At 64.0% G+C, this 13904-nt stretch carries 11 protein-coding genes; 8 read left to right on the top strand and 3 right to left on the bottom strand.

Features of this window, described 5'->3' with window-relative positions; all coding sequences use genetic code 11:
• Nucleotides 1-302: 302 nt before the first annotated feature.
• Nucleotides 303-1403, bottom strand: a complete 1101-nt coding sequence (locus SAZ10_RS26645; protein ID WP_318612448.1) for a DUF4432 family protein — start codon at nt 1401-1403, stop codon at nt 303-305.
• Nucleotides 1404-1541: 138 nt separating this feature from the next.
• On the opposite strand from SAZ10_RS26645, the gene SAZ10_RS26640 reads away from it, so the two are divergent.
• The 8 genes from SAZ10_RS26640 (at nt 1542) to SAZ10_RS26605 (ending at nt 11534) form a co-directional block, all read left to right on the top strand.
• A complete protein-coding gene (locus tag SAZ10_RS26640; RefSeq protein WP_318612447.1) occupies nt 1542-2540 on the top strand; it encodes a LacI family DNA-binding transcriptional regulator in 999 nt (332 codons plus the stop codon).
• A 123-nt stretch (nt 2541-2663) separates the two neighbouring features.
• Nucleotides 2664-3662, top strand: coding sequence for a sugar ABC transporter substrate-binding protein (locus SAZ10_RS26635; RefSeq protein ID WP_318612446.1), 999 nt, complete (start codon nt 2664-2666; stop codon nt 3660-3662).
• A 65-nt stretch (nt 3663-3727) separates the two neighbouring features.
• On the top strand, nt 3728-5272 hold the full coding sequence (locus SAZ10_RS26630) for a sugar ABC transporter ATP-binding protein (RefSeq protein WP_318612445.1): 1545 nt from the start codon (nt 3728-3730) through the stop codon (nt 5270-5272).
• The gene (locus SAZ10_RS26625; protein ID WP_318612444.1) at nt 5269-7248 is read left to right on the top strand and encodes an ABC transporter permease subunit; all 1980 of its coding nucleotides are present in this window, start codon (nt 5269-5271) and stop codon (nt 7246-7248) included. Before SAZ10_RS26630 ends, SAZ10_RS26625 begins: the two co-directional genes overlap by 4 nt.
• A complete protein-coding gene (locus tag SAZ10_RS26620) occupies nt 7245-8348 on the top strand; it encodes a Gfo/Idh/MocA family oxidoreductase (protein ID WP_318612443.1) in 1104 nt (367 codons plus the stop codon). Before SAZ10_RS26625 ends, SAZ10_RS26620 begins: the two co-directional genes overlap by 4 nt.
• The gene (locus SAZ10_RS26615; RefSeq protein ID WP_318612442.1) at nt 8345-9517 is read left to right on the top strand and encodes a mandelate racemase/muconate lactonizing enzyme family protein; all 1173 of its coding nucleotides are present in this window, start codon (nt 8345-8347) and stop codon (nt 9515-9517) included. Before SAZ10_RS26620 ends, SAZ10_RS26615 begins: the two co-directional genes overlap by 4 nt.
• A gap of 57 nt (nt 9518-9574) precedes the next feature.
• The gene (locus SAZ10_RS26610) at nt 9575-10609 is read left to right on the top strand and encodes a LacI family DNA-binding transcriptional regulator (protein ID WP_318612441.1); all 1035 of its coding nucleotides are present in this window, start codon (nt 9575-9577) and stop codon (nt 10607-10609) included.
• 40 nt (nt 10610-10649) lie between these two features.
• Nucleotides 10650-11534, top strand: a complete 885-nt coding sequence (locus SAZ10_RS26605) for an aldose 1-epimerase (protein WP_318612440.1) — start codon at nt 10650-10652, stop codon at nt 11532-11534.
• Here SAZ10_RS26605 and SAZ10_RS26600 read toward each other — a convergent pair.
• Nucleotides 11527-12303, bottom strand: a complete 777-nt coding sequence (locus SAZ10_RS26600; protein WP_318612439.1) for an SDR family NAD(P)-dependent oxidoreductase — start codon at nt 12301-12303, stop codon at nt 11527-11529. The two genes, SAZ10_RS26605 and SAZ10_RS26600, sit on opposite strands and share 8 nt — an antisense overlap.
• Nucleotides 12300-13868: a sugar ABC transporter ATP-binding protein gene (locus SAZ10_RS26595; protein ID WP_318612438.1), complete on the bottom strand. Its 1569-nt coding sequence runs from the start codon at nt 13866-13868 to the stop codon at nt 12300-12302. Before SAZ10_RS26595 ends, SAZ10_RS26600 begins: the two co-directional genes overlap by 4 nt.
• Nucleotides 13869-13904: the final 36 nt, after the last annotated feature.

Below are 13904 nucleotides of genomic sequence, written 5' to 3'. Positions count from 1 at the left end.
GCTATCCACAATCGCCTGGAAGCGACGGCGATTGATCGGTTCAACCAGCTTGCCAAGAATGCTAGGTGAAAAGCGCATGCCCCGTCCCCTTTCTGAGTCTCGACAACCAGAAGGTAGACGGAAAATCTCCGTCTTGCGGGGCATGCGCCTGCGGCATTTCGATTCACCAGAAATTTTCCCCGGACAGCCCTGCCGCTTGCGGGGAGAGATGCCCGGCAGGGCAGTGAGGGGCAGCGCCAACGGTCAAAATTTACAATGCAGCTGTGAAGCTCAAACCAGAAGGCCCTAAATCCTCGGCCAAGCTAACCGCTTCGAGCCCTTAGCGCCTCGGCTTCCGTGGCGCCGATAATGCCGACACGCGTCCGATAGCTCCGCCTGTCCCCCGGCTGAAGCACGATCAGCTCACCGGCCTCGCGCACCTTCTGCCGGTCGAAGCCGTTGGTGCAGGGCTCGACACCGACGGCGTACTGGCCTTCGCCCATCATGCGCCATTCGATATAGCGCGGCATCACCGCGTGGTCGTAGCGCACGCTGAGGCCGGTACCGCCGAACAGCCGCGGATTATAGATCGCCACTTCCACCTGCCCATCCTCGTCGGGCACCATGGAGTGCTCGAAGGTCTGCTGCACCCAATTCCTTTGCGGTGCAATGAAGCGCGACCAACTGGCCGGATCCGACATTTCAGCCGTTCCGAACAGCAGCTGCGGAGTGCCGGATACCGGGGCGATGAATTCGGCTCCCTCATCGACGAATGGGAAGCCGATGTTCATATGGTAGAGCAACATGTGCTCGGTCGGCAGAAAGCCCCGGTTTTCGACGACGTCCTCCATCGTGAACCAGGATGCTCCGAGCTCGGAGCGATATGTCCGCGTCAAGACCAGGTTCTCCCCATAGGTCTGGGCCTGGGTCACCCGCCCGACGGCCTCCAGCACGAGCCTGCCGTCCTCCCAGCGCTCGCCAAAGGAAACGAGCTCGGCTGGAATGAGGGCCGCACGGTCATGGACGCCATAGCGTTCCGTCGGGCGCGCGGGAAAATTGTAGTGCGCGACAGACGTTTCCTCCGGGTTGCCGATGTGGATGAGCCCGCAGGTGTTGTTGAAGCCCCCCAGGCCTGCGCGCAGCCAGCCGAAGCCGCTCTGATCCTCGAAGAACCATGGCGCAGGCAGCATGGTGGGCGGAATCCAGGCCAGCGAGGCGCCGCGATAGTCGCATCGGCCGACATCGAAACCACGGTCGACCGCAATCTCGAAGGTGAAGCCTGTCCCCGTCCGGAACTCCAGCAGCCGAACGCCACGCGAAGGCCCATTGTCCGAGGTCAACAATCTGACGCCGGCCACTTGCGACATGTGGCCGACGCGACGCCGCAGCTCGTCTTCCCGCCATTCCCGTCCGAACAGTTCCATGCAGGCCTCCGATGTTATCGGTATCATAGCGGTGGGCAAGCTGGACGCAACGGGGCAAGTGCAGTCTAATCGCAGCGAAAGCGAGGGTCGATCTTGCCTGAGAACGATAGATCGAGTCGCCAGGGATTTGGCGCGACCATGGCCGAGGTGGCAGCGCTGGCTGGCGTCACGAAGATGACCGTCTCCCGGGTGCTGAGACACCCCGAGAAAGTAACGCCGGCGACACGCGCCCGCGTCTCGGAGGCGATCGCAGCGATGGGCTATGTGCCCAACCGGCTTGCCGGCAGCCTGACGGCCGGCGTCAGCGGCATGGTGGCGGCAATCGTTCCGACCCTTCGCCATTCGCTTTTTGCCGATACGATGGAGGGACTTTCCGACGTGCTGTCCGAGGCGGGCCTCGATCTGATCGTCTCGTCGAGCTCCTATCGCACCGACGTCGAGGAGAGCCAGATCCGCTCGCTCCTGGAGCGGCGGCCGGACGCGCTGGTGCTGACCGGTCTCACCCACACGCCCGGCGCGCGCGATCTGTTGAGGACGTTCGGCGTCCCGGTCGTGGAAACCTGGGAAACGGGTGACGAGCCCGTCGACATGGTCGTCGGCTACTCGAACCGTGAGGCGGCCCATGCCATGACCTCACAGCTCCTCAAGGCCGGTTACCGCAATGTGGTGTTCGTCAACGGCCCGAGCGAAAACAACGAACGGGCCCGGCATCGCGCCGAAGGCTACAGGACAGCGATGGAGGACGCAGGGCTTGGACCTTTGCCGGTGCATGTGGTCCGTGACGAGGACGCCATCCTTCCGGAGACTGGCGCCAGAGCGTTGCGTGCGGTCCGGGATCAGACGCCTCGCGCTGACGCCCTGTTCTTCACCAGCGACGTGTTTGCCGTGGGCGCGATCCTCGCCTGCCGAGACATGGGCATTGCCGTTCCTGGAGACATCGGTATTGCCGGCTTTCATGACCTCGAGATCGGGCGAGTCGTATCCCCTACGCTGACGACGGTGCATGTGCCCGCACTGGAAATGGGACGACGTGCCGGGGAGATGATCGTCGGGCGGCTCTCCGCCAAGCCCACCGCCGAGCGGCAGGAACTCGGCTTCACCATCATCGAGCGCCAGAGCACCCGAAAATCCGCGTAGTAGCCTGCGCCAGGGCCTACCATCCGACGATTGACACATGAGAATGTTACCGATAACATTCCCATGCTCAACGGTATAAGGGGCGGTTATCGCGCCCTCGTCGGGCGCATTAGGGAGGATAGAATGTTCAAAAAGCTGTTGGCGGCTGCCGCTGCAGTCGCTCTGATGTCCACTGCCGCTCTTGCCCAGGACAAGGTCAAGGTCGGGCTGATCCAGATCGACCTTTCGAACCCCTTCCATCTCGGCGAGGTGGAGGGCGCAAAAGAGGCGGCAAGGCGCGCCGGCTTCGACCTCGTGGTGACCAGCGGCGAAGGGGACGTGACGAAGCAGATCCAGGCCATGGAGAACCTGATCAACGAAGGCGTGAACGTGATCTCGATCAACTTCATCGACGCAGCTGCTTTCGGCCCCACCATGGCCAAGGCGGCGGCCGCACACATCCCCGTGATTTGCCTGCATTCCAAGATCGACGGGTGCGCCGCGACCCTTGGCTTCGACGAGCGCTACACGGGCAAGATCGTCGGCGAATACGCAGCCCAACTCCTGAAGAAGCGCTATAACGGCGAGGTAAAGGGCGAAGTTGCCAACCTGCAGGGACTGCTCGGCCAGGGGCTTAACACGGATCGCTCGGGCGGCTTCACCGACGTGATGGCGCAGTATCCAGGCGTGAAGGTCGTTGCACAGGAGCCGACCAACTGGGATCCGACCAAGGCCGTCTCGATCACCGAAAACTGGATGACCGCCTATCCCAACCTTGATCTGATCTACGGCAATAGCGACAGCCTGACGGTTCCCGCGGCCAAGGTCGTGGAGCGCGCCGGCAAGCAGGACCAGGTCATGATCGTGTCCGTCGACGGGACGCAGCCGGGCCTCGAGGCCGTAAAGAACGGAGCCATGGAGAGCACTGTCCTTCTCGCGCCGCAGTACTCCGGCTTCTGGAAGGCTTATTTCCCCTACATCGTCGCGTCAAAGAAGGACGATCGCAAGGAACTACTGATCAAGGGCGTGCTGGTGACCAAGGACAATGTCGACGCGGCGCTCAAGCTCGCGAACGACCAGGTGGCGAACATCCAGAAATTCCCGTTCGAAAAGCCACTGGTGGACATCGTCGCCAGCTATTGACTTCGACACACAGCAGCCGCCCGCGACGTGCTTTGCGGGCGGCAGCACCTTGAGGGTCCGGCACGATGGCGGCGATCGAGCATTCCTACCCACCGGCGAACACCACGCGCTCGCCTGGCGTCTCGCCGGTCCTGGAGGTGACGGGTCTTACCAAGCGCTTTCCCGGCGTGACCGCACTCGACGACGTCTCGCTCGCGCTCTTGCCGGGCCAGGTGCATGGGCTGATCGGGCAGAACGGCGCCGGCAAGTCGACGCTCATCAATATCCTTTCAGGCATGTACTCGGCCGATGCCGGAACGATCGCCGTCAAGAACAGCCCGGTCGAGATCGCAAGCACGCACCAGGCGCTGTCGCTTGGAATTTCGACTGTCTACCAGGAGCACAGCCTTCTTCTCAATTTGACGGTCGAGCAGAATCTCGCCTTGGGACGCGAACCGCGTCGTTACGGTCTGCTCGATCTCGCCGCCCTCAGAAACGGCAGCATCGGCGTGCTTCAACGTCTTGGCCTTCGCATCGATCCGCGTGCTCGCGTCTCCAATTTGTCGCTGGCCGAGCGTCAGATGGTGGAAATCGCGAAGGCGCTTTCGACCAATCCAAGCATTCTGATCCTCGACGAGCCGACCGCCCCTCTCGGATCGCGCGAAGCCAACCAGCTTTTCGAGGCGATCTCCTGGCTGAAGGCACAGGGCGTGGCCGTCCTTTATGTCTCGCACCGCTTCGCGGAGGTGCTCGATCTCTGCGATACGGCTACCGTGCTGCGCAACGGCAAATGCGTGTTGACCACCGAGCTTTCCGGCTGGTCCGAGGCACGGCTTACCGAAGCCATGATCGGCGGGCAGATGCAGCGCTATGAAGCCAGCCTGCGCACGCCGGGCAAGCCGCTGATGCGCGCGAGCAGGCTTAGCTTCGGCAGAACCGTGCAGGATGTGAGCTTCGAAATCCGCAGCGGCGAAATCGTCGCGCTGACAGGGCTGCTCGGCAGCGGACAAAATGAGATCGCCCGTCTGATCGGCGGCGATCTGCGTGCACAAGACGGGCATGTCGAGATCGGTGGCCGCCGCTTTACTTTCGCTTCGCCCCATGAAGCCGCCGAGGCGGGTATTTGCCTCCTCACCGAGGATCGCAAACAGGAGGGCATCCTTCCAAACCTGTCGCTTCGACAGAACATCGCCATCGCCTCGCTCAATACCCGGACCAGTTGGGCTGGTGTCGTAAGCGGAGGCAAGGAGCGCGAAGCGACGGACCAGGTCGCCAGAACCTACGGGATCGTTGCGGCCTCGCAGCAGGTGCCCGTGCGCACCCTATCGGGCGGCAACCAGCAGAAGGCGCTCCTGGCGCGCTGGCATCTTGCCGACGCCAGCGTTTTCGTCCTGATCGAGCCGACGCGAGGCGTCGATGTCGGAGCCCGGGCCCAGATCTACGGCCGCCTGGATGCGCTCGCCAGGGCGGGCAAGTCCCTCGTCATCATCTCGTCCGACCTGCCGGAGGTGCTTGCATTGGCCGACCGCATCATCATCGTGCGGGAGGGCCGCATCACGTGCGAGACCAGCCCTCAGCAGGTGGATGAAGAGAAGCTCAACATCCTTATCCAGGGCGGACAGCCGGCATGAGCGCGGAGACGAGCTTGCCAGCCCGCTCCCAGCCGCCGCGCTTCGGAGGCCTCATTGCGCGCAACGCGACGCTGGTCGCAGCCGTTGTGCTTTGCCTGGCCTTCGTGGCGACATCGCCGGTCTTCGGTACGCCGGGAAATGCGGCAAATATTCTTCGGCAGTCAGCATCCGTGCTGATGCTTGGTCTTGCGATGATGCTGGTCGTCCTGGTCGGCGGGATCGACCTGTCAGTCGGGTCGGTCGTGATCGCGTCGGCTACCCTGGCCGGTATCGGTCTGGCGGAGGGAATGCATCCGGCGATCGCGGTGCTGATGGGCATCGGGATCGGTGCGGCGGTCGGCGCCTTGAATGCCCTGCTCGTCGAGGGCCTGCGGATCAGCCCGGTCATCGTCACGCTGGGCACCATGATCATGGTCCGGGGCCTCAGCCTGGTCGCCCTCGGCCGCTACAATTCCTGGCTCGAGATAAAGGGGCCGATCTTCGACGATCTCGCGCGGCGGACCATCGCCGGCGTCCCGCTGGACGCACTGGTGACAATCCTGTCTGCGATCCTGGCCTTCCTGGTCCTGCGTTTCACGACCCTGGGCCGACGCCTGCATGCGGTAGGCGACGCGCCGGTCGCGTCGCGCCTGGCGGGCATCCGCGTCAACCGGCTGCGAGCCTTGGCCTATATCGGTTGCGGCGCGCTCGCCGGAGCGGCCGGCGTTCTGGTCGCGGCGCGTACCGGCCTGATCAGCCCCTCGATCGGTGCAGGCCTCGAGTTCTTCGCCATCGCCGTCGTCGCCCTTGGCGCAGGCGGCCTCCCGGCTGGACGCATAACCGTCGGCCAGACGGTGGTCGGCGTGCTCATCCTCATGATGGTCTTCAATTACATGACCATCCGCGGAGTACCGGGAACCTGGCAGACCACGGCAACAGGCCTGCTGTTGCTCGCCGCCATGGTCGGAGGCAGGCTCTTCCAGCAGCGCGAAGGGGCCGATGCCGCCCTGGGCGAGGCCTTCACGGATGAATTCGCCAAACTGTCGCGCACCGGGGCGGCTCTGGTGCACGGTGCACTGGGAGCCGCGACGCTGCTTCTGGCGCTCGTGTTTGCCTTGATGAACCCCAAATTCCTCACCACGGCCAATCTCATTGCACTGGTGGAGCAGAATGCTGCGCTCGCCATCGTGGCCGTCGGCGCGATGATCGGCATCGTGTCTCGTGTCATCGATATTTCCCCGGGATCGGTGGCAGTCCTCGGTGCCGTCGGCGCCGCACTCGCTGCCGCACATGGAGTGCCGGTCCCGCTCGCATTGCTTGCCGGCGTGGCGACCTGCGTGGGTGTCTATGCCCTCAACGGCGCAATCGTCGGTGGGCTCGGCCTCGACCCGCTGATCGTCACCTTGGCCGCATGGATCTGGGCACGAGGCCTCGCCGTGTCGCTCACCAATGCAAGCACGATCGCCTTCCCGATGAGCTTTGTCACGGTCATGAACACGCCTGTCGCGTTCGGCTTCACACCCGCCGTGCTTCTCGTGGCGCTCGCATTCCTCGCCGGCTGGCTGATCCTCTCACGGCTGCCGATTGGCGTGCGTATCTACGCCCTCGGCGGCGATCCGCGCATGCTTCGTCAGGCCGGTGTCAGCGACAAGCGGCTTCGCTTCGCCATCCTGGTGATCATGTCGCTGTTCACATCGGCCGGCATGATCGTCATGCTCGGCAGGCTCGGAGCGGCGGCGCCGACGGCCGGCTTCGGGCTGGAGCTCGATGCGATCGTCGCCGTCATCATTGGCGGAGCGTCGTTCCGCGGCGGAACGGGCCGCCTGCGTGACACGGTTGTCGGCGTTCTCTTCCTCGCCATTCTCAACAACGGGCTTTCGGGCCTTCAGATGGGGGATGCCCAGTTCTTCCTGGTCAAGGGCGCGTGTATCCTGCTTGCGCTGACGCTGCGCGCCCTCGCCCAGCGCGTCCTGGCGCACTCCTCGGTGCAGCCGTGAAAGATCTCCCCTATGTCGACTTCGGCCACACGCCTTATGAGGCAGCCTTCGGTCGTGCCGATGTCTACGGCGTGAATGGAACGCCGGAGCGGGCGGCGAAGCGGCCGCTCAGCATCGCGATCGCCGGTTGCGGGGGAGTCGCACAGGCAAAGTGGGTTCCCGCCATCCGGCGACTGCAAACCATCGGCGAACCTCTTGCTATCGCCGGGGTCGTCGATCCGGACGAAGCACGACGGCAGAAGACTGCTTCTCTGTGCGCAGCACCGGCCTTCGCTACGCTGTCCGAACTTCTCGCTAAGACGCGAGTCGACATCGTGCTCGTGCTTTCCTCCGACAGCTTCCATGTCCCGCTTGCAGAGCAGGCGATCGAGAGGGGCGTCTCGTGTCTGGTCGAGAAGCCGCTGGCGCGGTCCTATCGCGAGGCTTCGTCGCTCGCGCGGCTTGCAGAGGAGCGGGGCGTCCTGCTCGCTGCCGTTGCCAACAAGCGTTTCTCGCCACCCTACGCTCAGGCCAAGGCCTTGATCGACGCCGGTGCCCTGAAAGACCGGCCCACGATTTTCACCGGCAAGTTCACACTGGGCTACCCTTATGTCGACCTGCTGGAGGGCGGTACCGTCCATCTTCTCGATCTGCTCTTGTGGTTCATGGGGCCGGTCGCGCGGCTAAGCGCGCAGGGCACCTTTCAGGACGATGGCCGGCTGGAGAGTGCGGTCGTTTCTTTCGGCTTCGTCTCCGGCGCCATAGGCACGATCATGACCAGCGCAACCGGGCTGAGCTTCGCGCCCTGGGAACGGGTCGAGATCTTCGGCCGCAACGCCTTCCTGGTGGTCGACGACCAGTTCGAGCTGACGCTTCACGACGGCGAGGCCGCTCCCGCCCGGAGCTGGCGGCCATCGGTGCCTAACACGCTGATGTTCGACGAAAGCTTCGGCGGCTATTCAGGCCTTCTGGAGAACGTCCTCGATTCGCTTCGCGGCCTCGCAACCCTCGGATCCAACGGCTGCGACGGCGCCGCCGCGATAGCACTGATCGACGCCATCCGCATGTCGCTGGAGCGGGGTGCGGAGATCGACCTTTCCATTGAAGGGCTCATGCCATGAAGATCGTCAAGCTCGAGACCTTTTGCACGAATGCAGGCCAGCGCAATTATCTCTTCGTAGAGCTGACGACCGACACCGGTTTGAGGGGGATCGGCGAGGCCACGCTCGAATGGCAGGAAAAAGCCGTCGAGCTTCTGCTCAACGAATGGGTCGCCTCTCGCATCATCGGCAAGGACCCCTTCGATATCGAGGCCGTGGTCGGCGACATGGTCCGCGACCAGTATCAGGGCGGCTCGACCGTCATGACCGCCATCTCGGCAACCGAGATCGCCATGTGGGATATCATCGGCAAGTCGACCGGCGAGCCGGTTTATCGACTGATCGGCGGCAGGGCCAAGCCGGAGCTGCTTGCCTATGCCAATGGCTGGTATGGCGGCTGCGAGCAACCGCAGGACTTTGCCCAACGCGCTCGTGAGGTGGCAGCGCTCGGCTACTGCGCGATGAAATTCGACCCCTTCACGACGGCATGGAAGTTCCTCAGCCCGGAGCAGGAGCGGCACGCGCTGGCCGTGATCGATGCAGTCGCCAAGGCGGTCGGGCCGGAGATCGGGCTGATGATCGAGCTGCACGGCCGGCTTGCTGCGGGCGATGCCATCCGGTTCATCCGCAAGCTCGACTGCTACAACATACATTGGTGCGAAGAGCCGGTGGCGCCCGAGAATCTGGATCTGCTCAAGGAGGTCAAAGCCTCCACGAGCCTACCGATCTCGGCAGGCGAGCGGCTGTACACGATCGCCGATTTCGCCCGGCTCGCGGCGCTGCGCGCCTGCGACGTCGTGCAGATGGACGTCGCCCATTGCGGGGGGATCAGTGCGGCCAAGAAAGTTGCGGCGCTCGCCGCAACCCAGGACATGGCAGTCTCGCCGCATTGCTCGATCGGTCCGGTCGCGCTCGCCGCCGCCTTGCATTTCGGCTGGTCCACGCCAAACATGCTCATGCTCGAGAGTTTCGCGGAGTTCGATGTCGATTGGCGCAATGACATGGTCAGCGGGTGGAATCCCTTGCGCAACGGACGCTTCTCGCTCCCGGACAAGCCGGGACTTGGGATCGAGCTGGACGCCGCGACGCTCGCCGCCCACCCCTACAAGCCACTTGCGTTCCCGTCGCTGTGGGACACGACATGGCGGGATGAATTCACCGGCACCTTGAAGCTTGCAAGCAATCGATAACCAAGGCTGAACTATCGTAGGAGCGCGATAGATGCATGCGCCTGGGATAGCGTGACGATGGCCGGCAAAACGCGCAACGGCGACAAAAAAACTGGAGAGCGGCTCGGCGTACGCGAGATCGCAAAGCGCGTCGGCGTCGCACCCATGACGGTTTCACGGGTGCTTTCCAACCCCGACATGGTGTCGGCCGAGACACGCGCCAAGGTCCTGGAGGCGATCGAGAAGGCCGGCTTCGTTCCGAACCGGCTCGCCTCCTCCATGAGGGGCACGGGCCGGATGATCGGGACCGTGGTTCCGCCGCTGATCAACTCCGGCATCGCCGAGCAGGTCCAGGGCATGTCGGATGAATGCCACGAGGGCGGCTATTCGATGCTGCTGGTCCAGGGCGAGTTCACGCCAGGAGCGGAAGAAGAAGCAATCCGGACACTGCTCGGCTGGCGGCCCGCCGGCATGATATTGCAAAGCTTCGTGCAGAGCGAAGCCGCACGCGCGCTGCTGCTCTCCAGCGGCGCTCCGGTCGTGGAAATCTCCGAGATCAAGGGGCGCAAGCCGCTCGACATGGTCGTCGGCGTCTCGAATTTCGAAACGGCCTACGCCATGACCATGCATCTGGCGGCGAAAGGATATCGGCGGATCGGCTTCGTTTCCACGCCGATCCATGGCAATGATCGCCTGCAGCAGCGTCGTACCGGCTATCATGCAGCGCTGGCGGAGCTCGGCTTCGAAAACCACCGCGATATGGAGGTGGAAGTGCCTATCACGGCCAAGGGCGGAGCCGATGCCCTCGCCATCCTGACGGACAGGCACAGCGATATCGATGCGATCTTCTTCTCGAGCGACACGCTGGCGCTTGGCGCCATCCAGGAATGCCACCGTCGCCGCTGGCCGATCCCCGAAAGGATCGCGATCGCCGGCTACGGCGACATGGATATCGCCGCGCAGCTGGTTCCTTCGCTCACCACCGTGAAGGTCAATCGATACGAGATGGGACGCCGTGCGGTCCGACAGTTGCTGGCCCGCCTGCGGGGCGAGACAAAAGTACCGACGATCACCAGCATAGGTTTCGAGATCGTCGACCGCGAAAGCGCCTGAGACCTTTCAGCCCGAGACCCCTCCAACAGCTGGTGACCCGATGATCGAACTTTCCAACGGCCCCTACTCGATCGGTCTCGCGCCTGAGATCGGCGGCAGCCTGGCATGGTTTCGCAAGGACGGCGTCGAGCTCATGCGACCGCTCTCGCATGCCGACCGCGAGGCCGGCAAAGTCGTGGGGGCGGCGATGTTTCCGATGGTGCCCTACGCCAATCGCATCGCCGACAACAGTTTCGAGTTCGGCGGCCGGACATGGCGATTTGAAGCGAACAATCCGCCCGAGCGCTTCAATGTGCATGGCACCGGCTGGCACCTGCCCTGGTGTGCAGAGCAGGACGGTCGAGGCATACTGCTCAGCCTCAGGCACATAGCGCCCGACGAACCCTATTCATATGAGGCAACCCAGCTCTTTTCGCTATCGCCGGAGGGCCTCACCGTCGAGCTCCGGTTGACCAACAGAGGCGAGACGGCAATGCCCTTCGGCTTCGGTCTTCATCCCTGGTTCGAGCGCGACGGAGGAACGACACTTCGGTTCGGAGCCAAGCATTTCTTCATGGAGGGACCGGACCACGTCGCCACGGAGGCCCTGCTGGTTCCGCCGGAACTCGACTTTCGCGAGCGCCGTCCGCTGCCGGATACGTGGCGCAACAACGACTATGGCGGCTGGGACGGAATCGCGGAGCTTCGCTTCACGCAGCGCGGCATCGGCCTGAACATCGAGGCCGATCCGATATTCGGGCACCTGATGCTTTACGCAGATCCGCAAAAGCCCTTCTTCTGCGTCGAGCCCCAGAGCAACGCGCCCTGCGCCTTCAATCGGATGGGCGGGAGGGAGGGCGAACTGTTCGGGGCGCAAATTCTTGCACCGGGAGAGAGCCTGACAGGCTCCGTGCGCTTCCTGCCGTTCGATATCCCGTCTACATGAGCCGGGCGAGCATGCCGCCGTCGACGACGAACTCGCTGCCGGTAACGAAGGAAGCAGCGTCCGAAACTAGGAAGGCGATAGCGGTCGCGATCTCGCGTGGGTTGGCGATGCGGGCTATCTTGTTGTCGTCGAAGGAGAGGCCCAACGACTCGGGTCCGCCGGCCTCCTCGAGCCCGTCAAGCGTCATGCGCGTGGCGACCGATCCGACGATAAGGGAATTCACCCTGATGCGATCGACCGCATAGTCGAGCGCCATCTGGCGCGACAGGCCGGCGACCGCTGCCTTGCTGGCCGCATAGGCGGGCACGCCGGGCACCGTCGCAAGCGCATGCACCGACGCGATGTTGACGACCGAGCCGCCCCCGGCTGCCCTGAGCAGCGGCAGTGTCGCCCGACAGACGCGGAAGATGGATGTGAGATTGACGGCGATCGTCCGCTCCCATTCGGCATCCGAGACGTCCTCCAGACGTTTGCCGGTCATGTAGATTCCCGCGCAATTCACGACCGCGTCGAGCCCGCCGAATGCGGTTGTGGCGTCCTTCACAACGGCCTGCACATGGCGCTCATCCGTCAGGTCGGCGCCTCGGAAATGGAAAGGCAGTTGCTCGGACCGGCAGCGCGCGGCCATTGCTTCGCCCTCGGCTTCATCAAGGCCCGCGCCGAAGACCTTCGCACCGAGGCTGAGCAGATGCTCGGAGGTCGCGCGGCCTATGCCGGTGGCAGCGCCGGTGACAAGTATCCTGCGGTCTGTCAGCATCTTCTCGCTCATGTTCGTGCGCCGGTGAGCGCGGCCTTTTGCCGGGCGGCCTGCGCGGCGGCCACGGCGCGCAGCACGCGCTCCTCGCTGCCCTCCCCTCGGCTGAATTCATCGACGATGCGTCCGTCCGCGATGGTCAGGCAACGGTCGCAGAGGCCGATCACCTCCTCGAGCTCGGATGCGACGACAAGCAGAGCCACGCCCTTGTCGGCGAGTTCGACGATGAGGCGATAGATCTCGTGTCGCGTCGCGGCATCGACGCCCTTGGTCGGTTCGTCGAGCATCAGTATGCGGGGAGCCCGCATCAACACACGAGCGAAAAGGAGCTTCTGCTGATTGCCGCCGGAAAGATGCGCGACGGAAGACTGTGGCGACGACGCCTTCACCCTCAGCGCCCGCATCGCTTCCAGGATGGCGTTACGCTCCCTGCCGCTCCGGACCACGCCACGGCGGGCAAGGCTGCCGAGATTTCCGATCGTTATGTTGGCCCCCGCATCAAGATTGAAAAGCAGGCCATCCCGCTTGCGATCCTCCGTGAGCAGCGCAATCCCGACGCGGCGGGCATCCGCCGGCGTCCGGATCGACACCGGTTTGCCGTCCACTTGAACATCACCGGTGCTCGGGGTCCGCCCATAGATGGCGTGCAGTATCTCGGATCGCCCCGAGCCGAGCAGGCCTGCGAGCCCGACGATCTCGCCCGCTCTGATCTCGAAGCTCACATTGGTCGGATCGCTATGCGCCCCACCTCGCCCTTTTGACGAAAGATTGCGGACGCCAAGCACGACGGCACTGTCTTTCGGTGCTTCATGATCCGGGTAAAGCCGCTGCAGCCGCTGTCCGGACATTGCGTAGATGAACTGCTCCTCGTTGAATTCGTCGCGACCGATCTCCACGGCCACGCGTCCGTCGCGCAGCACGGTGGCACGATCGCAAACAGCCATGACCTCCGGCAGCCTGTGGGTTATGTAGACCATCGTCACGCCCAGCCCCTTCAGTCGGCGCAGCATCGCGAACAGGCGCTCGACCTCGGCGCCCGAGAGCGAGGCGGTCGGCTCGTCGAGCATGAGCACGCGCGGCCTCAATGCAAGCGCGCGTGCAATCATGACCAGGTGCCGCTGGGCGGAGCCCAGCGAGGCGACCAGTGCGGATGGATCGATACTGAGGCCGAGCTCGTCGAACAGCGATCGCGCGCGTTCTTCGAGCTTGCGCTGATTGACCAGCAAGCCCTCGCCCAGATTGGTGCGGCCCGCAAAAATGTTCTCTGCGACCGTGAGCTGCTCGAGCACCTCGATTTCCTGGGGGACGTAGGCAATGCCGGCATTGCGCGCGGCAAGCGGCGACCCGAAATTGGCCTCTGCCCCGTCGAGCGTCACCGTGCCCGAATAGGAGCCGGCCGGATAGACCCCGTTCAGGATCTTCACCAGTGTTGACTTGCCCGCTCCGTTCTGGCCGAGCAGGGCGTGGATTTCGCCGCGCTGCACGAAGAAATCGATGCCGCGCAGCGCCTGGACGCCCGAGAAGCTCTTGACGATACCCCGAGCCTGGATCAGCGCTTGCGATGGATCGGTTGCTGTCACTGATATCCCATTCCTGCACATGAGCGCCGGAGGCGC

Origin of the sequence: Mesorhizobium sp. BAC0120 (genome assembly GCF_033542235.1) — a bacterium.
Lineage (GTDB): Bacteria > Pseudomonadota > Alphaproteobacteria > Rhizobiales > Rhizobiaceae > JAWRCU01.
Note: the sequence above shows the minus strand (reverse complement) of the source record. Positions and strands in the feature narration are given on the sequence as shown.

Bases quoted from the DNA above. Each gene is read 5' to 3' on its own strand.
- SAZ10_RS26615 (WP_318612442.1), top strand. From the start codon at position 8,345: ATGAAGATCGTCAAGCTCGAGACCTTTTGCACGAATGCAGGCCAGCGC.
- SAZ10_RS26625 (WP_318612444.1), top strand. From the start codon at position 5,269: ATGAGCGCGGAGACGAGCTTGCCAGCCCGCTCCCAGCCGCCGCGCTTC.
- SAZ10_RS26630 (WP_318612445.1), top strand. From the start codon at position 3,728: ATGGCGGCGATCGAGCATTCCTACCCACCGGCGAACACCACGCGCTCG.
- SAZ10_RS26610 (WP_318612441.1), top strand. From the start codon at position 9,575: ATGGCCGGCAAAACGCGCAACGGCGACAAAAAAACTGGAGAGCGGCTC.
- SAZ10_RS26640 (WP_318612447.1), top strand. From the start codon at position 1,542: ATGGCCGAGGTGGCAGCGCTGGCTGGCGTCACGAAGATGACCGTCTCC.
- SAZ10_RS26645 (WP_318612448.1), bottom strand. From the start codon at position 1,403: ATGGAACTGTTCGGACGGGAATGGCGGGAAGACGAGCTGCGGCGTCGC.
- SAZ10_RS26605 (WP_318612440.1), top strand. From the start codon at position 10,650: ATGATCGAACTTTCCAACGGCCCCTACTCGATCGGTCTCGCGCCTGAG.
- SAZ10_RS26600 (WP_318612439.1), bottom strand. From the start codon at position 12,303: ATGAGCGAGAAGATGCTGACAGACCGCAGGATACTTGTCACCGGCGCT.
- SAZ10_RS26635 (WP_318612446.1), top strand. From the start codon at position 2,664: ATGTTCAAAAAGCTGTTGGCGGCTGCCGCTGCAGTCGCTCTGATGTCC.